Source organism: Croceibacterium aestuarii, from assembly GCF_030657335.1.
In the GTDB taxonomy this organism is placed as follows: Bacteria; Pseudomonadota; Alphaproteobacteria; order Sphingomonadales; family Sphingomonadaceae; genus Croceibacterium_B; species Croceibacterium_B aestuarii.
In genome coordinates, this window is sequence record NZ_CP131039.1 from 1,854,169 (window position 1) to 1,879,096 (window position 24,928).

At 64.8% G+C, this 24,928-nt stretch carries 33 protein-coding genes; 29 read left to right on the plus strand and 4 right to left on the minus strand.

The window, feature by feature from the left end; all coding sequences use genetic code 11:
• Window positions 1-13: 13 nt before the first annotated feature.
• From Q7I88_RS09070 to Q7I88_RS09100, 7 genes are all read left to right on the plus strand, one after another.
• Window positions 14-568 (plus strand): TspO/MBR family protein, encoded by a 555-nt coding sequence (locus tag Q7I88_RS09070; RefSeq protein WP_305095600.1) that lies wholly within the window; start codon window positions 14-16, stop codon window positions 566-568.
• 24 nt (window positions 569-592) lie between these two features.
• Window positions 593-841, plus strand: coding sequence for an accessory factor UbiK family protein (locus tag Q7I88_RS09075; protein WP_305095601.1), 249 nt, complete (start codon window positions 593-595; stop codon window positions 839-841).
• Between the two features lie 56 nt (window positions 842-897).
• Window positions 898-1,410 carry a DUF1993 domain-containing protein gene (locus tag Q7I88_RS09080; RefSeq protein ID WP_305095602.1) on the plus strand — a complete coding sequence of 171 codons (513 nt, stop codon included), beginning with the start codon at window positions 898-900 and terminating at the stop codon, window positions 1,408-1,410.
• A gap of 3 nt (window positions 1,411-1,413) precedes the next feature.
• The gene (gene recO, locus Q7I88_RS09085) at window positions 1,414-2,013 is read left to right on the plus strand and encodes a DNA repair protein RecO (protein WP_305095603.1); all 600 of its coding nucleotides are present in this window, start codon (window positions 1,414-1,416) and stop codon (window positions 2,011-2,013) included.
• On the plus strand, window positions 2,010-3,068 hold the full coding sequence (gene leuB / locus Q7I88_RS09090; RefSeq protein WP_305095604.1) for a 3-isopropylmalate dehydrogenase: 1,059 nt from the start codon (window positions 2,010-2,012) through the stop codon (window positions 3,066-3,068). The genes recO and leuB overlap by 4 nt, the downstream gene beginning before the upstream one ends.
• Before the next feature lie 46 nt (window positions 3,069-3,114).
• Window positions 3,115-4,257: a glycosyltransferase gene (locus Q7I88_RS09095; protein WP_305095605.1), complete on the plus strand. Its 1,143-nt coding sequence runs from the start codon at window positions 3,115-3,117 to the stop codon at window positions 4,255-4,257.
• Between the two features lie 99 nt (window positions 4,258-4,356).
• Window positions 4,357-4,542: a PLDc N-terminal domain-containing protein gene (locus tag Q7I88_RS09100; RefSeq protein WP_305095606.1), complete on the plus strand. Its 186-nt coding sequence runs from the start codon at window positions 4,357-4,359 to the stop codon at window positions 4,540-4,542.
• A gap of 15 nt (window positions 4,543-4,557) precedes the next feature.
• On the opposite strand, the gene Q7I88_RS09105 is transcribed toward Q7I88_RS09100, so the two are convergent.
• A complete protein-coding gene (locus Q7I88_RS09105) occupies window positions 4,558-5,847 on the minus strand; it encodes a phospholipid carrier-dependent glycosyltransferase (protein WP_305095607.1) in 1,290 nt (429 codons plus the stop codon).
• Window positions 5,848-5,958: 111 nt separating this feature from the next.
• On the opposite strand from Q7I88_RS09105, the gene Q7I88_RS09110 reads away from it, so the two are divergent.
• The 6 genes from Q7I88_RS09110 (at window position 5,959) to Q7I88_RS09135 (ending at window position 10,388) form a co-directional block, all read left to right on the plus strand.
• Window positions 5,959-6,225: a hypothetical protein gene (locus Q7I88_RS09110; protein WP_305095608.1), complete on the plus strand. Its 267-nt coding sequence runs from the start codon at window positions 5,959-5,961 to the stop codon at window positions 6,223-6,225.
• Between the two features lie 42 nt (window positions 6,226-6,267).
• On the plus strand, window positions 6,268-7,476 hold the full coding sequence (locus Q7I88_RS09115) for a trans-sulfuration enzyme family protein (RefSeq protein WP_305095609.1): 1,209 nt from the start codon (window positions 6,268-6,270) through the stop codon (window positions 7,474-7,476).
• A 195-nt stretch (window positions 7,477-7,671) separates the two neighbouring features.
• Complete coding sequence (locus Q7I88_RS09120; RefSeq protein ID WP_305095610.1) at window positions 7,672-8,895, plus strand: PAS domain-containing HWE histidine kinase family protein; 1,224 nt, start codon at window positions 7,672-7,674, stop codon at window positions 8,893-8,895.
• Complete coding sequence (locus tag Q7I88_RS09125; RefSeq protein ID WP_305095611.1) at window positions 8,835-9,020, plus strand: hypothetical protein; 186 nt, start codon at window positions 8,835-8,837, stop codon at window positions 9,018-9,020. The genes Q7I88_RS09120 and Q7I88_RS09125 overlap by 61 nt, the downstream gene beginning before the upstream one ends.
• A gap of 92 nt (window positions 9,021-9,112) precedes the next feature.
• The gene (apaG, locus tag Q7I88_RS09130; protein WP_305095612.1) at window positions 9,113-9,523 is read left to right on the plus strand and encodes a Co2+/Mg2+ efflux facilitator ApaG/CorD; all 411 of its coding nucleotides are present in this window, start codon (window positions 9,113-9,115) and stop codon (window positions 9,521-9,523) included.
• Window positions 9,524-9,596: 73 nt separating this feature from the next.
• A complete protein-coding gene (locus Q7I88_RS09135; RefSeq protein ID WP_305095613.1) occupies window positions 9,597-10,388 on the plus strand; it encodes a LysR family transcriptional regulator in 792 nt (263 codons plus the stop codon).
• A gap of 55 nt (window positions 10,389-10,443) precedes the next feature.
• Here the strand turns inward: Q7I88_RS09135 and Q7I88_RS09140 are convergent, their stop codons facing one another.
• Complete coding sequence (locus tag Q7I88_RS09140) at window positions 10,444-11,676, minus strand: hypothetical protein (RefSeq protein ID WP_305095614.1); 1,233 nt, start codon at window positions 11,674-11,676, stop codon at window positions 10,444-10,446.
• A gap of 255 nt (window positions 11,677-11,931) precedes the next feature.
• Here Q7I88_RS09140 and Q7I88_RS09145 point away from each other — a divergent pair, with 255 nt between their 5' ends.
• The gene (locus Q7I88_RS09145) at window positions 11,932-12,108 is read left to right on the plus strand and encodes a DUF1328 domain-containing protein (protein WP_305095615.1); all 177 of its coding nucleotides are present in this window, start codon (window positions 11,932-11,934) and stop codon (window positions 12,106-12,108) included.
• On the opposite strand, the gene Q7I88_RS09150 is transcribed toward Q7I88_RS09145, so the two are convergent.
• Window positions 12,105-12,656, minus strand: a complete 552-nt coding sequence (locus Q7I88_RS09150) for a hypothetical protein (RefSeq protein WP_305095616.1) — start codon at window positions 12,654-12,656, stop codon at window positions 12,105-12,107. The genes Q7I88_RS09145 and Q7I88_RS09150 overlap by 4 nt on opposite strands.
• Window positions 12,657-13,009: 353 nt before the next feature.
• On the minus strand, window positions 13,010-13,177 hold the full coding sequence (locus Q7I88_RS09155; RefSeq protein ID WP_305095617.1) for a hypothetical protein: 168 nt from the start codon (window positions 13,175-13,177) through the stop codon (window positions 13,010-13,012).
• A gap of 234 nt (window positions 13,178-13,411) precedes the next feature.
• Between Q7I88_RS09155 and Q7I88_RS09160 the strand changes: the two genes are divergently transcribed.
• From Q7I88_RS09160 to rplV, 15 genes are all read left to right on the plus strand, one after another.
• The gene (locus Q7I88_RS09160; protein WP_439648332.1) at window positions 13,412-14,221 is read left to right on the plus strand and encodes a TIGR04255 family protein; all 810 of its coding nucleotides are present in this window, start codon (window positions 13,412-13,414) and stop codon (window positions 14,219-14,221) included.
• 74 nt (window positions 14,222-14,295) lie between these two features.
• On the plus strand, window positions 14,296-14,697 hold the full coding sequence (locus Q7I88_RS09165) for a hypothetical protein (protein ID WP_305095619.1): 402 nt from the start codon (window positions 14,296-14,298) through the stop codon (window positions 14,695-14,697).
• Complete coding sequence (locus Q7I88_RS09170) at window positions 14,675-15,130, plus strand: hypothetical protein (RefSeq protein ID WP_305095620.1); 456 nt, start codon at window positions 14,675-14,677, stop codon at window positions 15,128-15,130. Before Q7I88_RS09165 ends, Q7I88_RS09170 begins: the two co-directional genes overlap by 23 nt.
• Window positions 15,131-15,555: 425 nt before the next feature.
• Entirely contained in the window at window positions 15,556-15,927 is a 372-nt protein-coding gene (rpsL, locus tag Q7I88_RS09175; protein ID WP_159793563.1) for a 30S ribosomal protein S12, read from the plus strand.
• Between the two features lie 187 nt (window positions 15,928-16,114).
• The gene (rpsG, locus tag Q7I88_RS09180; RefSeq protein WP_305095621.1) at window positions 16,115-16,585 is read left to right on the plus strand and encodes a 30S ribosomal protein S7; all 471 of its coding nucleotides are present in this window, start codon (window positions 16,115-16,117) and stop codon (window positions 16,583-16,585) included.
• Between the two features lie 90 nt (window positions 16,586-16,675).
• Complete coding sequence (fusA, locus tag Q7I88_RS09185) at window positions 16,676-18,769, plus strand: elongation factor G (protein WP_305095622.1); 2,094 nt, start codon at window positions 16,676-16,678, stop codon at window positions 18,767-18,769.
• A gap of 93 nt (window positions 18,770-18,862) precedes the next feature.
• On the plus strand, window positions 18,863-20,053 hold the full coding sequence (gene tuf / locus Q7I88_RS09190; protein WP_305095623.1) for an elongation factor Tu: 1,191 nt from the start codon (window positions 18,863-18,865) through the stop codon (window positions 20,051-20,053).
• 119 nt (window positions 20,054-20,172) lie between these two features.
• Window positions 20,173-20,871 carry an SDR family NAD(P)-dependent oxidoreductase gene (locus tag Q7I88_RS09195; protein ID WP_305095624.1) on the plus strand — a complete coding sequence of 233 codons (699 nt, stop codon included), beginning with the start codon at window positions 20,173-20,175 and terminating at the stop codon, window positions 20,869-20,871.
• Between the two features lie 192 nt (window positions 20,872-21,063).
• Window positions 21,064-21,375: a 30S ribosomal protein S10 gene (gene rpsJ, locus Q7I88_RS09200; RefSeq protein WP_034905023.1), complete on the plus strand. Its 312-nt coding sequence runs from the start codon at window positions 21,064-21,066 to the stop codon at window positions 21,373-21,375.
• Between the two features lie 210 nt (window positions 21,376-21,585).
• On the plus strand, window positions 21,586-22,479 hold the full coding sequence (rplC, locus tag Q7I88_RS09205; RefSeq protein WP_305095625.1) for a 50S ribosomal protein L3: 894 nt from the start codon (window positions 21,586-21,588) through the stop codon (window positions 22,477-22,479).
• Window positions 22,480-22,482: 3 nt separating this feature from the next.
• The gene (gene rplD / locus Q7I88_RS09210) at window positions 22,483-23,106 is read left to right on the plus strand and encodes a 50S ribosomal protein L4 (RefSeq protein ID WP_305095626.1); all 624 of its coding nucleotides are present in this window, start codon (window positions 22,483-22,485) and stop codon (window positions 23,104-23,106) included.
• Window positions 23,099-23,407, plus strand: a complete 309-nt coding sequence (locus Q7I88_RS09215) for a 50S ribosomal protein L23 (protein WP_305095627.1) — start codon at window positions 23,099-23,101, stop codon at window positions 23,405-23,407. Before rplD ends, Q7I88_RS09215 begins: the two co-directional genes overlap by 8 nt.
• 23 nt (window positions 23,408-23,430) lie before the next feature.
• Complete coding sequence (rplB, locus tag Q7I88_RS09220) at window positions 23,431-24,267, plus strand: 50S ribosomal protein L2 (protein WP_305095628.1); 837 nt, start codon at window positions 23,431-23,433, stop codon at window positions 24,265-24,267.
• A 6-nt stretch (window positions 24,268-24,273) separates the two neighbouring features.
• The gene (rpsS, locus tag Q7I88_RS09225) at window positions 24,274-24,549 is read left to right on the plus strand and encodes a 30S ribosomal protein S19 (protein ID WP_305095629.1); all 276 of its coding nucleotides are present in this window, start codon (window positions 24,274-24,276) and stop codon (window positions 24,547-24,549) included.
• Window positions 24,549-24,926 carry a 50S ribosomal protein L22 gene (gene rplV, locus Q7I88_RS09230; protein WP_305095630.1) on the plus strand — a complete coding sequence of 126 codons (378 nt, stop codon included), beginning with the start codon at window positions 24,549-24,551 and terminating at the stop codon, window positions 24,924-24,926. The genes rpsS and rplV overlap by 1 nt, the downstream gene beginning before the upstream one ends.
• Window positions 24,927-24,928 lie beyond the last annotated feature (2 nt).

Below are 24,928 nucleotides of genomic sequence, written 5' to 3' on the forward strand. Positions count from 1 at the left end.
CAAGGGAATTCGAATGAACCGCCTCGCTTCGCCCGCCCAGCTTCGCGCCAGCTTCATCCGCTGGGCGCTGTTCGTCGTTCCGGCGGTCCTGCTGCTCGGGTTCCTGTCCGGACAAGTCGCGGGGAGCACCGCGGCCTCGCCCTGGTTCGTCGCTCTCGACAAGCCGGCGACATTCCCGCCGCCCGCGACCTTCGGCATCGTCTGGTCCATTCTCTATGTCCTGATGGGACTGGCGCTGGCGCTGGTCTGCGCGGCGTGGGGCGCGCGGGCGCGCGGTCTGGCCATCGCCGCCTTCATCGTCCAGCTGCTCGTCAATCTGGCCTGGTCGCCGACCTTCTTCGCCCTGCACGAGATCACCTGGGCGCTCGGCTTGATCGTGCTGCTCGACGTTCTTGTCGGCGTCACCGTCGTGTTGTTCCTGCGCGTGCGGCGTGTCGCTGGACTGCTGTTGCTCCCCTACCTCGCGTGGATCCTGTTCGCGACCTTGCTCAATTGGCAGTTCCTGCAATTGAACCCTGGGGCCGACGGCGCCGACGTCAGCGGCTCGGTGCAGCGGATTGAATTGTAGGCGCAAGTGGTCCAGATAGGACGTATGCAGAGCGAAAATCCCCTCGTTGCCGACTTGGTCAAGATGGCCAACGCCGCCGCCGGCACCTTTGCCGGCATGACCCGCGAAGCGCGCGAGGGCGCACGCGAGCGGATGAAGGAGGCCCTCGGCGGCCTCGACTTCGTCAGCCGCGAGGAATTCGACGCGGTCAAGGACATGGCCGCCAAGGCCCGCGAACAGGCCGACGCGCTCGCCGAGCGCGTCGCGGCGCTCGAAGCCAAGCTGCAAAAGTAGCTCGCCCGCCGCGCGAAAGCGGTGCAAGGCCCTCCCGCAACACGGAGAGGATCCCCATGAGTTTCAGCATTTACGAATCGTCGGCGCCGGTTTTCGTCAAGATGCTCGGCAACATGCGCGCCTGGATCGACAAGGCGGCGGCGGAGAAGCCCGAAACGAACCTCGTCGAAGCCCGGCTGGCCGAGGATATGCGCCCGCTCGCCGCGCAGTACCAGATGGCTTCGGACTCGGCGAAGAACGCAATCGCCCGGCTGCTCGGCATCGATCCGCCGTCGATGCCTGATACCGAAGCGAGCCTGGCCGAGCTGCAGGAGCGCTGCGACAAGACCATCGCGTTCATCGAGAGTGTCGACCCCGCGGCGTTCGCCGGCGCCGAAGACCGCGCCATCGAGATGAAGTTCCCCAACGGCATGGGCTATCGCTGGACCGGCGCCGACTACTTGCGCGATTTCGCCCTGCCCAACTTCTATTTCCACGCCACGACCGCCTACGCGATCATGCGCGCCGAGGGCGTTTCGCTCGGCAAGCCCGATTTCCTCCAGCACCTGGGGCCCCCCGAGCAGTTCTAGCGCATGGACATCCGCGCTCCTGCGATTCTCTGCGCGGCGCGTCCGCATGGCGAAACGGCGGTGATCGCGCGGCTGCTCACCGCCGATTACGGGCTGGTCGCGGGCTATGTCGCCGGGGGCAGGGGGCGCCAGCTGCGTCCGGTCGTCATCCCCGGCAATCTGGTCGAGGTCGAGCTGCGTTCGAAATCCGCTAGCCAGTTGCCCTTCGCTCGGCTCGAACTGGTCGAAAGCCGCGGGCCGTGGCTGGGCGAGCCGCTGCCCGCAGCGGCGATCCAGTGGGCCACGGCCCTCACCGCGACCGCCTTGCCCGAGCGGCATCCCTATCCTTCGCTGTGGAGCGCGCTCGGCGGACTGCTCGACGCGATCTGCCATGCGCCCTCGGCGCGCGGCTGGGCGCGGGCGCTCGCCGGCTATGAAATCTTGCTGCTGCGCGAGCTGGGCTATGGCGGCGCCGGGGGCGTGCCCGAGGGCGAGCTTCCCGAAATCCTCGATACCCTGGGCAGGCTGGCCGCGCCGCTCGACCACTACCTGCTTGCCGACCGGCGGGGAGACGTTATGGCCGCGCGCACTCGATTGCTCGAACTGCTCGGACGAATGGCATGAAGATCGCGGTTTTACCTGGTGACGGCATCGGCCCTGAGATCATGGCCGAAGCGCGCAAGGTGCTCGATGGGCTGGATCTCCCCGGCCTGACGCTGTGGGAAGCCGACGTCGGCGGCATCGGCTACAAGCGCCACGGCCACCCGCTGCCGCCCGAGACCCTCGAAATGGCGAAGGGCGCCGACGCCGTGCTGTTCGGTGCAGTGGGCGATCCGTCGTGCGACAGTCTCGAGCGTCACCTGCGGCCCGAACAGGCGATCCTCGGGCTGCGCAGCGCCCTCGGCCTGTTCGCCAACCTGCGCCCGGCGACGATGTTTCCCGGGCTCGAGGACCTATCCGCCCTGCGCCCCGAGATCGCCCGGAAGATCGACCTGCTGATCGTGCGCGAGCTCAACGGCGACGTCTATTTCGGCGAAAAGGCCATCCGCACGCTCGACGACGGGCGGCGCCAGGGCTTCGACTTCATGTCCTATGCCGAGGACGAAGTGCGGCGCATCGCCCATGTCGGCTTCAAGGCCGCGCAAGGCCGCAAGGGCCGCTTGTGCAGCGTCGACAAGGCCAACGTGCTCGAGACCAGTCAGCTGTGGCGCGACGTGGTGATCGAGGTCTCGGCCGAATACCCCGAGGTGGAATTGACCCACATGTACGTCGACAACGCGGCGATGCAGCTGGTCCGCGATCCGGGACAGTTCGACACCGTCGTCACCGGCAATCTGTTCGGCGACATCCTCTCCGACCAGGCCTCGATGTGCGTCGGCTCGATCGGCCTGCTCGCCAGCGCGAGCCTCGGCGAGACGCGGACCGAGTTCGGCACCAAGGGCCTGTACGAGCCGATCCACGGCAGCGCCCCCGATATCGCCGGTACCGGCAAGGCCAACCCGATGGCGATGATCCTCTCGGCGGCGATGATGCTGCGCCATTCGTTCGGCCGCGAAGCGGAGGCGCAGCGGATCGAGGCGGCCGTGGCCCAGGCCCTGGCCGACGGCGTCAAGGGCGCCGACCTCGGCGGCAGTTCCGGCACTGCCGAAGTGGGCGAGGCGGTGCTCGCCCGGCTCTGAAGCCGCGCAACGTTTTATTGATATTTACCATATATCCGCCGAAGCGATGGATATGACGCACGCTGCCCTTGCCGACGCCGTCGAGGCTGCCGATCGGCCGCTCGAGCTGGCGATCGTGCTGCCCACCCTCAACGAGAAGGCCAACATCGCGCCGATGGTCGCACGGCTCGAAGCGGCGCTCGGGCCAAGCGGCTGGGAAGCGGTGTTCGTCGACGACAATTCGAAGGACGGCACCGCCGAGGAGGCGCGCCGCATCGGCCAGACCGACCCGCGTATCCGCGTGATCCAGCGCATCGGCCGCCGCGGCCTCGCCAGCGCCGCGATCGAGGGCATGTGCGCCACCGCCGCGCCCTATGTCGCGGTGATGGACGCCGACCACCAGCACGATCCCGCGCTGCTGCTCGACATGCTCGCCGCGGTGAAGTCGGGTGAATACGATCTCGCCTATGCCAGCCGCTTTGCCGCCGGCGGCAGCGCCGAGGGTCTTTCCAGCAAGGGGCGCGAGAAGGGGTCGAAATTCGCCAACGCACTCGCCCGCAAGCTGACCGGCACCGAGCTGACCGACGCCATGAGCGGTTTCTTCCTGCTTCGCGCCGACCAGCTGCGCAGCCAGGCCGACCGCCTGACCGGCATCGGTTTCAAGATCATGCTCGACATCCTCGCCACGGCCGAGCCCAAGCTCCGCGTAAAGGAATTCCCTTTGAAATTCGCCCAACGCGCCGCCGGTGAATCCAAGCTCGACCACGGCGTCGTGCTCGATTTCCTCGCCGGCCTCTACGAACGCTGGTTCGGCCGCTACATCCCGACGCGCTTCGCGCTTTTCGGCACCGTGGGCGGCCTCGGCGTGCTCGTGCACATGGCGGTGGTGGGTCTGTTCTACAAACTGCTCGGGACCAGCTTCACCTGGGGCGTGGCGATTGCGACCGTGGTGGCGATGACCTTCAACTTCTGGCTCAACAACCTGCTGACCTACCGCGACCAGAAGCTCGCCGGTGTGGAAAGCCTGTTCTACGGCTGGATCAAGTTCTGCCTCGCCTGTTCGATCGGCGCGCTGGCCAACGTCGCCGTCTCCAGCATGCTCGATGCGATCGGCTTCCACTGGTACGCCGCTGCGCTGATCGGCGTGATCATCGCCTCGGTTTGGAACTACGCGCTGTCGAGCAAGTTCGTCTGGGGCCGCTTCAGATAGGCCGAACCGAGGCGCGCGGCGGAACCGCCTGCAAAGGTTGCCCGTTGATGCCCCTGTAGACAGCGCACCATTCGCGCATCGCAGACACAGGAGCATCAAATGGGTACCATTCTCGGCATCATCGTCCTCGTCATCGACATCTGGGCGATCATCAACATCGTCGGCAGCGGCGCATCGCTCGGCGGCAAGATACTTTGGGCGCTTGGCGTGCTCATCTTCCCGGTCATCGGTGCCGCGGTTTGGTATTTCGCCGGCCCCCGCGGCGACACGCGCGCCATCGCATAAAGCGCGCAAACGTTCCTACCGCCAGCTGACCAGCCAGGCGTAGTCGAGGAAACTCATCTCGCCCGGCAGGGCGGCGGCGGTGAGGATAGGGAAGAAATAGGCGAACAGCAGTCCGCTCAGCGTAAGCACGGTCAGCGGCAGCCGGCGTTTACCGCGCTTCCAGAACTCGTCCAGCGCGAGCGCCAGGGCGGCGAGCAGGAAGGTCCCCGGCAGCAGGTAGTGGTAATAGAACTGCACCGGCTTGTCGGCGAGGATCCACATTCCCAAAGCCACCGCATAAAGCACGAACACCGCCATTGCGTCGCACCCGCGGCGCGCAATGCCCTGCCAGCCGGCCCAGACCAGCGCCGGCAGGCCGAGCAGCATGGTCAGCGGATTGCCGATCATCAGCACCCCGCGCTGCGCCCCGTCGACCTTCTCGTAGAGATACCAGATCGGCCGCCAGTCGAAGACCCACTGGTACCAGCGCGACTGGTAGGTGTGCGGCGGCAGCTGCTCGGTTTGCAGTTCGAGCATGTGCCGGTGCAGCTCGACGATTCCGCCGGGCGCAAACGGCGCCAGCGTGTAGCCGTGAGCCGCGAACCACAGGCCGGGCACGTAGCAGGCGGCATAGGCCAGCAGCGGCACCACGCCGAGCCAGAGAAACGCCTCGGCGGTCGAGATCCCGGCCACGGGCGCGCCGCGGTGCGACGTGACCACGCGCCACCCGGCGGCACGCGCGCGGACCAGCACGAACGCCAGGCCGGGCAGCACGGCCAGCGGCACCGCGTTCCACTTGGCCGCCATGGCCAGCCCGAGGCACATTCCGGCGACGGCGAGGCGCCTGCGCCCGGTCTCGTTCTCGCGAACCGCGCCGGCGAGCGCCCAGAGCGCGATCAGCACGAAGCTGACCATGAAAACGTCGAGCATGGCGATGCGGCTCTGGACTAACAGCATGAACCCGGTCGCGACCAGCCAGCCGAACGCGATCGACGCGAAGCGCGAGAGCGAGGCGAACCACAGCGCGCGCATGCCCGCGAAGAGCCCGAGCGTGCCGAACAGCGCCGGAAAGATGCGCCAGCCGAACGGACCGTCGCCGAACAGACGCATGCCCAGCGCGATGATCTCCTTGCCCAGCGGCGGGTGTTCGATGTTGCTCGGTTGGCTCAGAGCCATCCAGTCGCGCGCCGCGGGAAGGTAATGCACCTCGTCGAAATACGGCTTGCCCGGGATCGCCAGCCGGACGAGGCACAAGGCGAGAAACCCCGCCGCCACCAGCACGTGCCAAATCAGCGGATCGCGCGGGTGCTCGGGGACGTCGCTCATCGGATCGGGCTTAGGGCGGGCACAGATTCGCATCAAGCGCCCGCTTGCCCCGATCCTGGGCCGGCACGGCGGCCGCCGGAACGCGGCGGGGCGAACGCGGTTCTGGGAACCATGCGGAACACCCTTTATCTCCTATGGTTCGACCCCGCCGCCGCTTCGTCCGATCCGCTCGATCTTCATGGCGACGGTCATCCGCTGGCCGAGGGCCTGTGGCTGATCCGTTCGCCCCTGACCCGCTCCAAGCTCTATCACCGGATCAAGTGGCAGTTGCCCGACGATGCCGCGCTCTTGCTCGCCCCGCTCGAGGACGACCGCGAGGGCTGGCCCAAGTTCAAAGGGCTAGCGGACGGCGCGCTGAAGTGGCTGCGATCGGCCTAGCCGGCTTGCCCGCGCGGGCCTTGCGCCCTAAACCGCGCCGCGATGAAAAGAACCACCGGAACCGACCGCTCGGTCACCTCGAAATGGCGCCCCGCGACGCAAGCCGTGCGCGCCGGCACCTGGCGCTCCGAGCAGGGCGAGACGAGCGAGGCTCTGTTCCTCACGTCGGGGTATGCTTACGACGATGCCGAAACTGTCGCCGCGCGCTTCGCCGGCGAGCAGGCGGGCATGCAGTACTCGCGCTTCAAGAACCCGACGGTCGAGATGCTGCAGGAACGCATCGCCGCGATGGAAGGGGCCGAGGCGTGCCTCGTCCAGGCCAGCGGCATGGCGGCGATGACCAGTTCGCTGCTGTGTATGCTCTCGTCGGGCGACCACGTCGTCGCCGGGCGCGCGGCGTTCGGCTCGTGCCGCTGGATCCTCTCGAACGTGCTCGAACGTTTCGGCATCACGCACACCGCGATCGACGGCACAGACAATGCGGCGTGGGAAGCGGCGATCCGCCCGAACACCAAGGCGTTCTTCTTCGAGACCCCGGCCAACCCGACGATGGACCTGGTCGATCTGGAATTCGTCTGCGGTCTCGCCCGCTCGAAAGGCATCACTTCGATTGTCGACAACGCATTCGCCACCCCGGTGCTGCAGCGGCCGCTCGATTTCGGCGCCGACGTCGTGGCCTATTCGGCGACCAAGCTGATGGACGGGCAGGGCCGCGTCATGGCCGGTGCGGTCTGCGGCAGCAAGGAGTGGATCGAAGAGAAGCTCAGCCCGTTCCAGCGTAATACCGGGCCGATTTGCGCGCCGTTCAACGCCTGGGTGATCATGAAGGGGCTCGAAACGCTCGACCTGCGCGCCCGCCACCAGAGCGAAAGCGCGCTGCAAGTCGCGCGCTTCATCGAAGACCGCGGGCTGCGCGTGCTGCATCCCTGGCTGCCAAGCCACCCCCAGCACAACCTTGCGCATCGGCAGATGAAGGCGGCCGGCTCGGTGTTTGCCTTCTTCGTCCCCGGCGGGCGAGAGCCGGCGATGGCGGTGTGCAACGGCTGCGAGTTGATCGATGTCTCCAACAACATCGGCGATGCCAAATCGCTGATCTGCCACCCCGCGACCACGACCCATCACAACATGGGTGCCGAGGGCCGCACCGAGGCGGGGATCGAAGACGGCATGCTGCGGATCAACATCGGCCTCGAGGATCCCCTCGATTTGATCGAGGACCTGGCCAAGGCATTAGACCGCGCCGGGGTCTGAGGCAGGTTTTGAACGGCTGCATCGGCCTTGGCTGTGCGATCGGGTGGGGAAAAATTCTGCAATAAAGTTGCTGCAAACTTCTGATATTAATACATTTATCTGACGTAAAGTTTGATTCGCGAAGATTCGTCCAATATAGTAGGCGGTGTGCGGGATACCTGGTGCGCAGCCGGGGCAAAGTGGACGACTCTGTGAATGCTGGAAGTTCGTGATTTCTACGAGGCCCTCGTCGAATCCTCCGACGACGCCATCGTCGCCAAGGACACCGACGGAATCGTCATCGCCTGGAACCCGGCGGCCGAGCGGCTGTTCGGCTGGACTGCGGAGGAGATGGTCGGAAATTCGATTCGCCGTTTGCTCCCCGAGGACCGTCAGGACGAAGAAGATCTGATCCTCTCGCGCATCCGTGCCGGAGAGCGGGTCGGCCAGCTCATGACCAAGCGGCTGCACAAGGACGGCACGCTGCTCGACGTTTCGGTGACCGTCTCCCCGGTGCGCAACGCTGCCGGCGAGGTGGTCGGGGCGAGCAAGATCGCACGCGATGCGGGTCCCTACCTGCGCGACCAGGAGCGGATCCGCAAAAGCGAAGAGCACCTGCACATGCTGGCCGACAATATCAGCCAGTTCGCCTGGATCGCCCGGCCCGACGGGCACGTCTTCTGGTACAACCGGCGCTGGTACGAATATACCGGCACCACGCTGGAAGAGGTGGAGGGCTGGGGCTGGAGAAAGGTCCAGCATCCCGATCATCTCGAACGGGTCGAAGCGCATTTTCGCGAAAGCATCGCCAAGAACGCGGAATGGGAAGACACCTTCCCGCTGCGCAGCCGCGACGGGAAATGGCGCTGGTTCCTCTCGCGCGCCGAGCCGATCCACGACGACGATGGCAACATCGTCTACTGGTTCGGCACCAACACCGACATTACCGAGGAGCGCGAGCAGGCCGAACAGATCCGCTTGCTGCTGCTCGAATTGAACCATCGTTCGAAGAACATGCTGTCGACGATCCAGGCGCTGGCCCGGCGCAGCGATCCCAATGCCGAAGGTTTCATCTCGCGTTTCGAGGACCGCGTCCGCAGCCTGGCGGTCAACCAGGATATCCTCGTGCGCCGGCAATGGCGCGAGGTGCCGGTCGACGAGCTGATCCGGCTGCAACTCGCGTTCCTCGAAAACGCGTTCGACGATCTCGAAATCTCCGGACCCGATTGCTCGGTGACTCCGCGCGCCGCCGAAGTCATCGGCATGGCGCTGCACGAACTGGCGACCAATTCGCTCAAGCACGGTTCGCTCTCCGCCGACGGCGGCAAAGTGACGATCGGCTGGGACAAGGGCGCGGAGGACAAGGGCTTTCGCCTCTGGTGGCGCGAAAGCGGCGGGCGGTCAAGGAACCGACGGGCAGCGGCTTCGGCACCACGCTGATCCGCGACGTTCCGGGCCACACCCTCGGGGCCGAGGTTACACTCACCTTTCAGCGCGAGGGCGTGTGCTGGATGCTCGACGCCGATTCATCGGTCCTCGCCGGGACCGGCCAGGTCGCGGCCTAGCCGGGCGGCGGGCGCAAAAACCGGGCACACCGCCGGCAAGGTCCAATCCCGCCCTTTACCCGCGGGCCAAACCCGCTACGCTAGCGGCCAAGATGCTCGACGCGCTTGGCAGCCTTTTCCAGCATGCGGCAATGACCGACGGGGTGACTGTGCGCGTGGCTGTGACGTTCATGCCCGAGCAGTCGCGGGTCGAGGCGGGCAAGTGGTTCTGGGTCTACCACATCCGCATCGAGAACCACCGCGAGGACACGATCCAATTGCTCACCCGCCACTGGCGCATTAGCGACGCCCGGGGAATGATCCATATCGTCGACGGCGAAGGGGTGGTCGGCGAGACGCCGGTGCTCAAGCCCGGCCAGACGCACGACTACGTCTCCGGCTGCCCATTGGCGACCCCGCACGGTTCGATGGAAGGCATGTACACCTTCAAGGCCGGCGACGGCCAACTGTTCGAAGCGCGCATCCCCTTCTTCCCGCTCGCCGCACCCGCCGAAGCGGGCTGAGCCGCTCCGCCGCCTGGGGCGCATCGCCTCGCGCTTGCCGGGCGGGCCCGGGCGCAATAAAGCGCCGCTTGTCATGAAGCGCACCCACCTGCCTCTCAACGCCTTGCGCGTGTTCGACGCCGCGGCGCGGCACCTGTCGTTCACGCGGGCGGCCGACGAGCTGGCGGTGACGCCCGCCGCCGTCGGCCAGCAGATCCGCGCGCTCGAGGACGTGCTCGGCGTGGTGCTGTTCCGGCGCACCTCGAAGGGCCTCGAGCTGACCGAGGAAGGCGAGGCCGGGCTCGATTCGCTGCGCGAGGGGTTCCTGAAGTTCGAGGAATCGGTCCAGGCGATGCAGGCCGGGCAGTCGAGCAGCTTCTACACCATCGCCGCGCCCCGCGAGTTCTACGCCCAGTGGCTGGCCCAGCGCCTCGCCGGCTTCCAGGCCGCCAATCCCGACGTGCGCTGGCAGATCGTCGGCGGCGAGGCGGTCGATTTTACCGAGGCCAACCTCGACCTCGCGGTGCGGCTGGTCGACGGGCCGGGCGAGCTCGAGGGGGTTCAGCTGGCCCCGGCGCAGCGGGTCATCGTCGCCGCCGCGGGCGCGCCCGATCGCTGGATCCACTGGCCCGGCGCGCCCTTGCCCGAGGGCCGCGAACCCGAAATTCAGGCCGGCGACGCCGGGCAGGCGCTGGCCAGCGCCATCGCCGGGCTCGGCCGCACCATGCTCCCGCTGTTGCTCTGCGACGAGGCGATCGGCCACGGCCAGCTCGAAGTGCTCGAAGGCCCCGAGGACGGCCGCCGCGCCTACTGGCTCGTCGCCCCGCGCCCGCAGTGGCGGCAGAAGAAGGTCCGCGCGCTGGTCGATTACCTGAGCGGCGAGTGAGCGCGCCGTCGGCTGCGGCCGGCCGAGCGCGCCCCTCTGCGCAGGCTAGCCGGCGTTACGGCCGCCCACCGCCCGGCGCGCCGCCCGGGGGCGGCGGATAGTCGGCCGCCGGATCGCGGTCGAAGGTCGAGGCGAAGCGGGTGCGCGAATCGGTGTCGAGCGTGTCGGCCTCGGCCGTGCCTTCGGCCACCGCCTTGCGGTGCGCGCGGCTGGCGCTGATGTAATCGCGGATCTGCTGGTTGCCCTCGTGGCAGGCATATTCGAAGAACTGGTAGCTGTCGTCGCGGATCCATTCGAAGCGCGCGGTCCACGGCGCTGTGAACACCTTGGGGTCCGAATAGGTCACCGTGTAGTCGATCGCGTTGGCGTTGGGCATCGAAAGGCGCTCGATGGTCTTGGCCTGCTTGCTCATCGGCGTGGTGTTGAGCGGCAGCGAGGCCTGGGTGGCGACGTTGAGCGGCGAGGCGGCGCGCGAATAGCCGTCGCCCGCGACGCTGTCGCCCGACTTGATGTTGGTCGTCTCGATGACCAGCTCCTTGCCTTCCCACCAGGCGCGGCTGTCGCCCATCCAGGTCTCGACGTCGCTCGGCCAGCCGGCGGCTTCGGCGGCGGCCTTGGTCTTGTAGAGCGGGATCACCCGGGTGCCGAGCATCTCGAGCACGATGGTCACGTAGCCCGGGCTCTGGAACACCTTGATGCCGTTGTTGTAGCGAAACGGGAACATGCTCGCCGGAAAGCCGCGGCTGACGCAGCGGTCCCAGCTGTCGAAGTCCGAAACCCAGTCGAACTCCTGCAGCGGCACCCAGCTCGAGCGGCCCTTTTCGAACATCTCCTTGCCCCACGGCGTCATCGCCGGGAGTTGGCCGTCCTTTGGATCGACCAGCATGCTGGTGCGGTGGGCGAAGGTCGAATGCCGAATCCAGTCGGCCAGGCCTTCGGTGCCCGAGGTGCCGATGCCGCGGTCGCTCGCGGCGGAGAAGTTGGCATCCGATTTCTCGGCCGCGGCGAGCCGCTTGGCGAACTCCTCGTCGGTGAGGAAATTGCGGTTGCCGTAGCTTTCGGGCCGCTGCAGCAGGATGCGCGCGTTGTTGATGTATTCGATCTGGTAGGTGTGGCTGAAGTCGTAATCGCCCCACGGCGTCTTGGGCGGGGTGTAGCTGGTGTCGGGCGGCGGCAGCGCGGTGAGGTCGGCCGGCACGTTTTGCGGCAGGGCGGGGGCCGCCAGAGTCAGCGCGGCGGCGACCGCCATGGCCGAAACGGCGTGAGTGACAAGGCGCATCGGGCGCATGGGGTGGTTCCTCTCCAGGCTGTGTTTGGCGGCGAGCCTACGGGTAAATTGACTTTGTCTCAATTCATTTCTGCGGGCGTCCCAGGCGCCAGGGACGCTCGCCGAATGCGCGGGCGTGGGACAGGGCGTGGGGCAGGGGACCGGAGCAAAGCCGGTTCGGAACGCCGCGGATCGGGGCGCGTGCAACAGCTGCTCCGAAACGATCCGCCGTCTCGTCCATTGATCCCACGGACGGGTAACTCGAAGGAGGCTGCCATGTACGGCTGGGCCATCACACTGGGCATCATCGCCCTCATCGCCGCGATCCTCGGTTTCGGCGGCGTCGCCGGAACCCTCGCGAACATCGCCATCGTCATCTTCGTCCTCGCGCTGATCGGGACGGTGATCTTCTTTTTCCTCGGCTGGAAAGCCGGCAAGGCGGTGATCGACTAGCCGCCCGCTTCGGCGTCCGCCAGAACCTCGGCCCTGATCCGCTCGTAGACCGGGTGGCCGGGGACGAGGTCGCGTTCGTCGACCTTGAACGGGCCGCGGCGGCCGATGAGGTAGATCAGCAACCCGTTGCCGCGCCCGGCCCAGCCCATTTTCGGATCCTCGAACGCGCCGTCGAGCGCTCGCTGCAGCGCGCAGTCCTCCAGCCGCTGCGCCCCCCAGTACAGCGCCTCGTCCCACGCCGCCGCGAACGCCTCCGCCCCGGGGCGGTTGCGCAGCTTGTAGAGCGCCTCCTTGGAAGCGCCGATGGCCAGCGCCGCCTGCGTGACGATGCCGCTGGCCGCCAGCTCGGCGACGAACGCCCGCTGCCGCGCCGCCGTGATCGAGTTGCGGCGCGGGGCCTTGTGCGGGACGGGCCTGAAGGAGAGCAGCGGATCGTCCGGATCGAGCGGCTCCCCGCGAAACGCGGCGCGCGACGTGGCCTGGCGTGGGATGGCCCGGGTGTTGACGAGCGGCTTGGGCGGCTTGGGGGGATTGGATTGATCGGTCATGTCGGTTCCTCGCTATTGGGCGCAGCACGCACTGCGATCAGCAGCCCAAGGCCGGAAGCGAAGCTGAACCGCGAAGCGGGACAACTGCACGGCCGCCCACAGGTGCCCCGCAGTCGCGAAGCGACGGAGAGATCAGCCCCGAGGACCGCGCGCCCGCATGCGCGTGCGGAAGGCCAAAGGGCGTTCACAAAAAGGGAATCACGCCTGTTTCACAAACAGGGGGCTGTAGGAAAATGGTTTTTTGCGCAGGCGAAAGCGCAAAGGTACGGAGGAACGCAGCGGTGCGCCGCACTTTCCGAGGGAAGGGCAGGGCAATCCGCTGCACACCTCTCGTCCTCCTTGCCGCCGCCGGCTCAGGCCACGAGCGACAGCAGGCTCAACAGCATCAGGACCGCAACGAGCGCGTATTCGGCCTTCACTATAAGCCGGTCGCGCCGCTCCTTGCGGCTGGCGTCAGGCAAGGGCGCATCGCGCGCAGCGTCGCGGAGCGGTTCGTCGGCTGGGCCGTCTGGTGCAGGCATCGGCGCTTTCCTTCACCAATCGAACGAGCGGAGGGCGGGGGAGGTCGCGAAGCAGCCCAAACCTAGAGCAGGTCGCGCGGACGTACGGAAATCTACCCTTCAAGACTTCAAAAGAAAGTCGCGACGAACGGAGGCTGGTGGTGCTTCCGTGGCGGAGGACCGTGCAGCGGAGAATTGTCTTTCCCCACTTTCCTGCGTAGGAACTCCACAATTCTTCTCGAGCTTGTAGGTGTCATGTCTAGACCTAAAGATCTTCCGGAATATAGTAATCCTCCTCTTAATGAGGTGGTAATGGGGATCCAGTTTAGAACTCCTGACACGTACCATCAGATCCTGGCGGGTGAGGTTTGGAACCTCTTTCGTGATCGATTCCCGGAAGTGGAGGAGCACCAAAGATTAGCGCCGGTATTCGAGACTTTCGGTCCACCGACACCTCATCAAGCAAAGTTCGAGCTTCTAAACTCGGCACAGCATGATCGTTTCTGGTTTCTGACGAGAGACAAGAGTGAACTAGTGCAATTCCAGGATGATCGACTATTGCATAACTGGCGTCGTTTACCTGAAGAAACTGCAGAGTACCCTCGCTTTGAGAACATGGCTCAAACGTTCCAAGATTCCGCAGAGAAGCTAGAAAGATACCTGAAGACTCTTGGTGAGAACGAAGGGCTAGAGATTTCCCAGGTGGAGGTGAGCTATATCAATCATTTCCCCGTGGATAGGGAAGGAGCTTTCACTGCTCTTGTGGAAAACATCAAAATAGTTGATGGTCCGGATGTTCCCCCTGAGGATATGAGCTTTAAATATCGTCGAGTTATTGAAAACTGCGATCAGCCCGCTGGGAGGCTCTATGTCAGTTGCACGCCTAAAGTAACGCAGTCGGGCAAGCGATTGGTGTCGCTCGACCTCGTGGTGCGAGGTTCTCCTCAGGAGTCAAATATCGAAGGTGCCATGGAGTTCTTGTTTTTGGGCCGGGACTTAATAGTTAGGGAATTCGCAAATATCACGACAGATGGAGCGCAGCAGCGATGGGGGAGGACTCAGTGAGCTCTGTAAACGGTTGGACACCGGCATCCAGCCAAGAGGCCAGTGTTGTGCGGATGGGGGGCGCTCTGAGGCGCGTGTCCATTTCCCACCCGGAACGCGACTGGCGGCGCGAGGTTGTGGAAAAGCTTAACGAGCTAACGGCGCTTCCGCGCGGCTGGGACGGATATCATGCGAGAGCTGTGCGCTTTGACACTGCTAACTTCGCGCTCCAGATGCTGGAACACATCTGCCCTGCTGACTCGCCAGCTCCTCAAATTGTTCCAGGCACAAAAGGGGACCTGCAGGTTGAATGGCACTCTGAAAATGGGGAAGTCGAACTCGATGTCCTCGGGCCGTATAGGGTCGAAGGGTGGTTTGCCGATGATGAGACCGGCCCAGAAGGCGTAGAGTTCCGCCTAAAATCTGACTTCACCTTGGCGGCCGAGTGGGTGCGAAAAGTGACGGAGCCGGCGTTTGCCGCAACAGCCGCCGCATGACGAGAACGGAAATGTCATGCCTCATGATCACGACGAGATTGAGGATGAGGACTTCGTAATTCGTCGAATATCCGAGCTTCAGCTTTGCCGTGATAAAGACGGCAGGCGCCGGATTTCCAGCAAGGCTTATCAAGGTTCATCCGAAGCTGGTGGAGGCATGTCGGTCGACATCCGGAAGTTCATCGAGGCCGACGACATAGAACCCAGGGATTGGGTGACAAGCCCACGTTGGTTAGGGTCGGTACGCTTCTCCGCTGGATGCCTGCGTAGCTTGGAGCTTCAGGTTGGTTATGATCCGCTTCCCAATAAGCTTTCCGAAGAGCGTAATCCTTATCACGGCGGCGTTTGGGGGAGCTTCTCCCGGGCCACCAAAAGACGCATGCAACAGAACGCCCAGTGGTTTGTACCCATTGCTGACGCAGAACTTTTCTAGCGGTGCCTCCAGCTTGACCTGCTGCCCAAATCCTACTAGGGGCCCGCTCATCCGAACCGGACCCCGATCCGCGTCGGGCAGATAGAGCTGAACATTGCCGGTTAAGTCCCGGGGCCTTGGCAAACTTGCCGAAGGTCCTTTTCTATTGGACCCCCCGCGAATGCAGGGGTCGGGGCGGCCGTCAAAGTAACCCGGCGTTCGTGGCCGGGTGGAGCGTTTCAGGCTCGCGCGACACACCCCCGGCCACAGGGCCGGGTGCCGCGCGTTCCTTTCCCGCTCCACCTTGCCGGTAACGCCACCCCTGATCCCTTCAGGGAAGTGGGAACCGGATTGGCCTTTGGCCTGCTTCGCGTCTCCGCCCGGAGGGTCAGGCCGAACCTGCACTTTCGCATGTTCGGAGAACCTGGTGAAGAGAGACATCTTTAATGCCGACGATCAACCAGCTGGTCCGCAAGGGCCGCGAACCGCAGAAGGCCAAGTCCAAGGTCCCTGCGATGGAGCAGAACCCGCAGAAGCGCGGCGTCTGCACCCGCGTCTACACGACGACCCCGAAGAAGCCGAACTCGGCGCTGCGCAAGGTGGCCAAGGTGCGCCTGACCAACGGGCGCGAGGTCATCTCGTACATCCCCGGCGAGGGGCACAACCTGCAGGAGCACTCCGTGGTCCTGATCCGCGGCGGCCGTGTGCGCGACCTTCCCGGCGTGCGCTACCACGTGCTGCGCGGCGTGCTCGACACCCAGGGCGTCAAGGATCGCCGCCAGAGCCGCTCGAAGTACGGCGCCAAGCGTCCGAAGTGACCATGACGGGGTCATGGTCATCCTGAATAGGTCGCCATAAGCGACCGTAGTTCAGGATCCATGGTTCCACCTGGTCCGAGTTCGCAAGTTTTCGAAAGGTCCGCCCAAAACCGATAAATGGACCCTGAAACGAGTTCAGGGTGACGGTGATTGGATAGCGGTGCCGCCAAGATAAGGAATAAGCGACATGAGTCGTCGTCGTCGTCCCGAAAAGCGGGAAATCCTGCCTGATCCCAAGTTTGGTGATGAGGTCCTGTCGAAGTTCATGAACAACCTCATGTACGACGGCAAGAAGTCGGCCGCCGAGAAGATCGTCTACGGCGCGCTCGAAACCGTCGAGAGCAAGGCCAAGGCCGATCCGATCGCGCTGTTTCACGATGCGCTGAACAACATCAAGCCTCAGGTCGAAGTGCGTTCGCGCCGCGTCGGCGGTGCGACCTACCAGGTGCCGGTCGAGGTTCGCCCCGAGCGCGCCCAGGCGCTGGCCATCCGCTGGCTCATCTCGGCGGCGCGCGGCCGTCCCGAGACCACCATGTCGGCGCGCCTGTCGGGCGAGCTCATGGATGCCGCCAACAATCGCGGCAACGCGGTCAAGAAGCGCGAAGACACCCACCGCATGGCGGATGCCAACCGCGCCTTCTCGCACTACCGTTGGTAACGACGGTGTTCTTCAAGAGTCGCTGGTAACACCTATATAGGGGGCGCGCCGGGCGAGCCGGCCGTCCCCCAAGCCCCGAGGAATTGTACAATGGCCCGCGAATATCCGCTGGAGCGCTATCGCAATATCGGCATCATGGCGCACATCGATGCCGGCAAGACCACCACCACCGAGCGTATTCTCTACTACACCGGCAAGTCCTACAAGATCGGCGAAGTCCATGACGGCGCCGCGACCATGGACTGGATGGAGCAGGAGCAGGAGCGCGGGATCACCATCACGTCTGCCGCCACGACCACCTTCTGGGCGGCCGAGGACGGCACCGGTCCCAAGCACCGCATCAACATCATCGACACCCCCGGTCACGTCGATTTCACCATCGAAGTCGAACGCTCGCTGCGCGTGCTCGACGGCGCGGTCGCGGTGTTCGACGGCGTCGCCGGCGTGGAACCGCAGTCCGAGACCGTCTGGCGCCAGGCCGACAAGTACAAAGTACCCAGAATGTGCTTTGTAAATAAGTTGGACCGCACCGGCGCCGACTTCTACTACTGCGTCCAGTCGATCATCGACCGCCTCGGCGCCAAGCCGCTGGTTCTCTACCTGCCGATCGGCGCGGAGAGCGACCTCAAGGGCGTCGTCGACCTGGTCAACAACCGCGGCATCGTCTGGAAGGACGAGAGCCTCGGCGCTGAGTTCGAGTACACCGACATTCCCGCCGATCTCGCCGACAAGGCCGAGGAATACCGCACGAACCTGATCGAGACCGTCGTCGAGCAGGACGACGAGGTCATGGAATCCTACCTCGAGGGCGAGATTCCCGACGCCGCGACGCTCAAGCGCCTGATCCGCAAGGGCACGCTGGCGCAGGCCTTCGTTCCGGTGCTGTGCGGTTCTGCCTTTAAGAACAAGGGCGTCCAGCCCCTCCTCGACGCCGTGGTGGACTACATGCCGAGCCCGCTCGACGTGCCGCCGATCAAGGGCGTGAAGCCGGACTCGGACATCGAGGAGACGCGTCCCTCGAGCGACGATGCGCCGTTCTCCGCGCTGGCGTTCAAGATCATGAACGACCCGTTCGTCGGCTCGCTGACCTTCACCCGCATCTATTCGGGTCGGCTGGCGAAGGGCTCCTATCTTAACTCGGTCAAGGACCGCGACGAGAAGGTCGGCCGCATGCTGCTGATGCATGCCAATAGCCGCGAGGACATCGACGAGGCCTTCGCCGGCGATATCGTTGCGCTGGCCGGCCTCAAGGAGACGACCACCGGCGACACGCTCTGCGCCAAGAATGCGCCGATCATCCTGGAGCGGATGGAGTTCCCCGATCCGGTTATCGAACTGTCGGTCGAGCCCAAGACCAAGGCCGACCAGGAGAAGATGGGCATCGCTCTCAGCCGCCTCGCGGCCGAGGATCCCTCGTTCCGCGTCTCGACCGACCATGAATCCGGCCAGACGATCATCAAGGGCATGGGCGAACTACACCTCGACATCCTCGTCGATCGCATGAAGCGCGAGTTCAAGGTCGAGGCCAACGTTGGCGCGCCGCAGGTGGCCTACCGCGAGTCGCTGGCTCGTGAGGTCGAGCTGACCTACACCCACAAGAAGCAATCGGGTGGCTCGGGCCAGTTCGGTGAAGCTAAGGTCCGTCTGATTCCGGGCGAACGCGGCCAAGGCGTGGTGTTCGAAGACCAGATCAAGGGCGGCAATATTCCGCGCGAATATATTCCGTCGGTCGAGAAGGGCATGCGCGAACAGGCCGAGAGCGGCTTCCTCATCGGCTTCCCGATCATCGATTTCACGATCCAGCTGATCGACGGCAAGTATCACGACGTCGACTCAAGCACGGTGGCGTTCGAAATCACCGGACGCGGTGCGATGCGCGAAGGTGCGGCCAAGGCCGGCATCAAGCTGCTCGAGCCGATCATGAAGGTCGAGGTGGTGACGCCGGAAGAGTTCATGGGCGACGTCATCGGCGACCTGAACTCGCGTCGCGGCCAGATTCAGGGCACCGACAGCCGGGGCAACGCCCAGGTGGTCGAGGCCTTCGTGCCGCTGGCCAACATGTTCGGCTACGTCAACGAACTGCGCTCGTTTTCACAGGGCCGGGCCCAGTACACGATGCAGTTCAGCCACTACGACGAAGTCCCGGCAAACGTCGCCCAGGAGGTCAAGGAGAAGCTTGCTTAAGCATGGGCAAGCGTCTAGGGGCGGCGCCTGATTCACCGGGTGCCGTCACCGACCTGATGAAATTCAATTCGACACACAGAGGTTAGAAGCAAAATGGCTAAGGCAAAATTTGAGCGGAACAAGCCGCACTGCAACATCGGCACCATCGGTCACGTCGACCATGGCAAGACCACGCTGACGGCTGCCATCACCAAGGTTATGGCCGAAGAGCACGGCGGCGCTGCCGTCGACTTCGCCAACATCGACAAGGCTCCGGAAGAGCGTGAGCGCGGGATTACGATCTCGACCGCACACGTCGAGTACGAGACTGCTGCGCGTCACTATGCGCACGTCGACTGCCCGGGTCACGCCGACTACGTGAAGAACATGATCACCGGCGCCGCGCAGATGGACGGCGCGATCCTGGTCGTGAACGCTGCCGACGGCCCGATGCCGCAGACCCGCGAGCACATCCTGCTTGCGCGTCAGGTCGGCGTGCCGGCGCTCGTCGTGTACATGAACAAGGTCGATCAGGTCGACGACGAGGAAATCCTCGAGCTGGTCGAGCTGGAAGTGCGCGAGCTGCTCAGCTCGTACGACTTCGACGGCGACAACATTCCGATCATCAAGGGTTCGGCGCTGGCCGCCCTCGAGGGCCGTGACGACGAAATCGGCAAGAACTCGATCATCGAACTGATGAACGCGGTCGACGAATTCATCCCGCAGCCCGACCGTCCGGTCGACAAGCCGTTCCTGATGCCGATCGAAGACGTGTTCTCGATCTCGGGCCGCGGCACCGTCGTCACCGGCCGTGTCGAGACCGGCATCGTCAACGTCGGCGACGAAGTCGAAATCGTCGGCATCAAGGACACGCAGAAGACCACTGTCACCGGCGTCGAGATGTTCCGCAAGCTGCTCGATCGCGGCGAAGCGGGCGACAACATCGGCGCCCTGATCCGCGGCATCGGCCGTGACGATGTCGAGCGCGGCCAGGTTCTGGCCAAGCCGGGCACCGTGAACCCGCACACCGAGTTCAGCGCCGAGGTCTACGTGCTGTCGAAGGACGAAGGTGGCCGTCACACGCCGTTCTTCGCCAACTACCGCCCGCAGTTCTACTTCCGCACCACCGACGTGACCGGCGAAGTCGTCCTTCCCGAGGGCGTGGAAATGGTCATGCCCGGCGACAACGTGACGATTTCGGTCAAGCTCATCGCGCCGATCGCGATGGACGAGGGCCTGCGCTTCGCGATCCGCGAAGGCGGCCGCACCGTCGGTTCGGGAGTCGTGTCGAGCATCACGAAGTAAGTCGGGCGCCTTGCGCGCCGGACTGAATCGGACGAACAAGAGACCCGGCGCCGGCAACGGCGCCGGGTCTTTCGCTTTTCCTCCGGCCGTGTTCATGCGCCGGGCCGTGGGAGATAACGATGGCAGAACTTGAACCCACCATTCTGATCGCTGGAGCATCGCGCGGGCTGGGCCTGGCAATGGCCGAAGAGTTCGCCGGACGGGGCTGGCATATCATCGGTACCGTGCGTGCCGATCGCACCGGGCTGCACGAGTTGAGCGAGCGGCTACCCGGCAAGGTCAGGGTCGAACAGCTCGACGTCACCCTTCCGGCCAGCATCGCCGGGTTAAGGGAAGCTTTGTCCGGTCAGCGGGTCGACGCGATATTCGTCAACGCCGGGACCACGACCAGCGACCCGTTTGGTTCGCTTGATCAGGTGACCGACGCGGACTTCCTGCGGGTGATGGAAACCAACGCGCTGGCCCCCATGCGGGTGGTGGCTGCGCTGGAAGATCTTCTCCCGCCCAACGGTATGGTCGGCGCCATGTCATCGGGCCTGGGGAGCATTGCTGACAACACAATGGGCAAGGCCGATGCCTATCGTGCCAGCAAGGCAGCTCTCAACATGCTGATGAAGACCTACGCGGTGCGCCGGGAAAACGCAGCGCGGCCGGTCATCCTCATGGCGCCCGGATGGATCAAGACCGAGCTGGGCGGGGAGGGCGCGACTTTCACGCTCGAGGAAACGGTCCCGGCCATCGTCGACACGATCATCGCCAAGCGCGAACGGCCGGGTCTCGAATATCTCGACCGGTTCGGGCAGGCGGTCGCCTGGTAAGATATTTCCCATTTCGGGGTTGCAAGGAATCGGTGTCCTCCGTATAGGCGCGGCCTCAGCCGGGGATTCGTCCCCGGCAATAGAAATTCAGGGAAGGCCGCCCGTTCCGGGATACCGGACAAAAGCGGGGCGGGCTTTTCTTTTTTGCGGGCCGGAAACGGTTCGCTTGGCTCTTTCGCATCGGTGTAGGACATGGAAGCCCAGAATATTCGCATTCGCCTCAAGGCGTTTGACCATCGCGTTCTCGACCAGGCGACTGGCGAGATCGCCGATACCGCCCGTCGCACGGGCGCGCTTATCCGGGGTCCCATTCCTCTGCCGACGCGCATCGAGAAGTTCACCGTGAACCGCGGCCCGCACATCGACAAGAAGTCGCGCGAGCAGTTCGAGGTGCGCACTTACAAGCGGCTGCTCGACATCGTGCAGCCCAACGCCCAGACCGTGGACGCGCTGATGAAGCTCGACCTCGCCGCGGGCGTGAATGTCGAGATCAAACTCGCCTAAGCGAGTTTGCTTTCAGCCCCGGGCATTATCCGGGGTCGCCGGGCCTCCGGCAAGACATAGGGATACCTCCGGCGCGTGCCGGGCAAGCGTCCCCCGTCTCGCTCTCTCGCAAGGGAGGGCAAGTTTTCAGCCCGGACGGGGCGACGCACGACAACATGGGCTGGCAAGCACGCGGGAATGGTCTCGCGTGCCTCTGTTAGGAGATGGATCATGCGCACTGGCGTGATCGCGAAGAAAGTCGGGATGACCCGCCTGTTCCAGGAAGACGGCCGCCATGTGCCGGTCACTGTCCTGGCGCTGGAAAATTGCCAGGTCGTATCGCATCGCACCGCCGAGCGTGACGGTTACGTCGCGCTCCAGGTCGGTTCGGGCGAGGCCAAGCAGAAGAACGTCAACAAGCCGCAGCGCGAGCAGTTCGCCAAGGCCGAAGTGGCGCTGAAGATGAAGGTCGCCGAATTCCGCGTCGATGACGAGGATGGTCTCCTTCCTGTCGGCGCGACCATTTCTGCCGAGCACTTCGTCGCCGGGCAGAAGGTCGACATCACCGGCCACACGCAGGGCAAGGGCTTCGCCGGCGCCATGAAGCGTTGGGGTTTCGGCGGTCTGCGTGCGACCCACGGCGTGTCGGTCAGCCACCGTTCGCACGGTTCGACCGGCAATCGCCAGGATCCGGGCAAGGTCTTCAAGAACAAGAAGATGGCCGGCCACATGGGCGACCGTCAGCGCACCCAGCAGAACCTCGAGGTTGTGCGCACCGATGCCGATCGCGGCCTGATCTTCGTCAAGGGCTCGGTGCCCGGGACGAAGAACTCCTGGCTGCTGGTTCGCGACGCGGTCAAGCTGCCGCTTCCCGAAGGCGCGCCGTTCCCCGGTGCGGTCCTCTCGGCCAAGGGCGAGCATCTCCCCGAGCACGAGGAAGCGCCGGCCGGCATGGTCGAGCACGCTGCCGAGCACGAAGTTCACCCCGAGGTCGATGCCGCCCACCAGGAGCAGCTGCTGAAGGAACAGCATGCCGGCGCCGGTGACGATACGACCCCCGCGGTTGGCGAAACCAACGATGCTGAGGGCAGCACGCCCGCAGCCGACGAAAACAAGGAGGGCTGAGCCGTGAAGGTGAAGGTCCAGAAAATCGACGGCAAGGCTGCCGGCGACGTCGAGCTCAACGATGCCGTGTTCGGTGTCGAGCCGCGTGCCGACATTCTTCACCGCGTGGTCACGTGGCAGCTCGAAAACCGCCGCGGCACCGCCCGCCCGACGCGCGAGCGGTCGGACGTGGCCCGCACCGGCAAGAAGTACGGCAACCAGAAGGGCGGCGGTACCGCTCGTCATGGCGACCGTGCGGCGCCGATCTTCATCGGCGGCGGCAAGGCTCACGGTGCGCGCAAGCGCGAGTTCGAGCAGTCGCTCAACAAGAAGATCCGCGCGCTCGGCCTGAAGATGGCGCTCTCGGCCAAGGCCAAGGACGGGCTGGTCATCGTCGACAGCCTCGAGCTCAAGGATGCCAAGACCAAGGCGCTCGCCGCGACGTTCGGCGAGAACGGCTGGAACGGCAAGGTCCTCGTGATCGACGGCGACGCGGTGACCGACAGCTTCAGGCTGGCGGCCGGCAACCTGCCGGGCGTCAACGTGATGCCGGCTGCCGGCGCCAACGTTTACGACATCTTGAAGCACGACACGCTGGTCCTTTCGAAGGCGGCGGTCGAAAAGCTGGAGGCGCGTTTCAATGGCTAAGAAGCAGGAAATCGACGCCCGTCATTACGACGTGATCCTCGCCCCGCACATCACCGAGAAGTCGACCATGGCTTCCGAGCATAACGCGGTGGTGTTCAAGGTCGCGAACGATGCCACCAAGCCGCAGATCAAGTCTGCGGTCGAGGCGCTGTTCGAGGTGACCGTGACCGGCGTCAACACGATCGTGACCAAGGGCAAGACCAAGCGCTGGAAGGGCAAGCCCTACAAGCGGACCGACGTGAAGAAGGCGGTCGTCACCCTGAAAGACGGCGACTCGATCGACGTCACGAGCGGTATCTGAGGCCAAGGACCTAGGAACGAACAATGGCACTCAAGAACTACAAACCGACGAGCCCGGCGCGCCGCGGCCTCATCCTTGTCGACAAGTCCGGCCTCCACAAGGGCGGCCCGATCAAGTCGCTCACGGAAGGCAAGCGCAAGACCGGCGGCCGTAACAACAAGGGCCACGTCACCAGCCGCGGGATCGCGGGCGGTCACAAGCAGAAGTATCGCTATGTCGACTTCAAGCGCCGCAAGTGGGACGTCGAAGGCTCGATCGAGCGTATCGAATACGATCCCAACCGGACCGCGTTCATCGCCCTGGTCAAGTACGACGACGGTGAACTCGCCTACATCCTGGCCCCGCAGCGCGTCGCCGTGGGTGACAAGATCGTCGCCGGCGAGCGTGTCGACGTGAAGCCGGGCAACGCGATGCTGCTCGGCCAGATGCCGGTCGGCACGATCTGCCACAACGTCGAGATGAAGCCGGGCAAGGGCGGTCAGATCGCCCGGTCGGCCGGCACCTACGTGCAGCTGGTCGGTCGCGACCGCGGTCTCGTCATCGTCCGCCTCAATTCGGGCGAGCAGCGCTACCTGCGTTCGGACTGCATGGGCACGGTCGGTGCGGTGTCGAACCCCGACAACCAGAACCAGAACCTGGGCAAGGCCGGCCGCAAGCGCTGGATGGGCCGCCGTCCGCTGACCCGCGGCGTTGCGAAGAATCCGGTCGATCACCCGCATGGCGGCGGTGAAGGCCGTACTTCGGGCGGACGTCACCCGGTGACCCCGTGGGGCAAGCCGACCAAGGGCGCCCGGACCCGCAACAACAAGCAGACGGACAAGATGATCATCCGTTCGCGCCACGCGAAGAAGAAGAGGTAATCCGACATGGCTCGTTCCGTCTGGAAAGGTCCGTTCGTCGACCTGCACCTGCTCAAGAAGGCACAGGTCGCTCAGGAATCGGGTGGCCGTGCGCCGATCAAGACCTGGTCGCGCCGTTCGACGATCCTGCCGGATTTCGTCGGCCTGACGTTCAGCGTCTACAACGGTCACAAGTTCATCCCCGTCTCGGTCAACGAAGACATGGTCGGCCACAAGCTCGGCGAGTTCTCGCCCACGCGCAGCTTCCCGGGTCACGCCGCCGACAAGAAGGGTAAGCGCTGATGAGCAAGCAGAAAGCCCCGCGCCGGGTCGGCGACAACGAGGCGCTGGCTGTCGGCACCACGATCCGTGGTTCCGCGCAGAAGCTCAACCTCGTCGCGACGCTGATCCGCGGCCGCAAGGCCGAGGAAGCGCTGAACATTCTCGCTTTCTCGAAGAAGGCCATGGCGCGCGACGCGGCCAAGGTCCTCGCCAGCGCCATTGCCAACGCCGAGAACAATCACAACCTGGACGTCGACGCGCTGGTCGTGGCGGAAGCTTCTGTCGGCAAGTCGATCACCATGAAGCGCTTCGCGACGCGCGGCCGTGGCAAGTCCACCCGCATCCTCAAGCCGTTCAGCCGGCTGCGGATCGTCGTTCGCGAGCAAGAGGAGGCCTGATC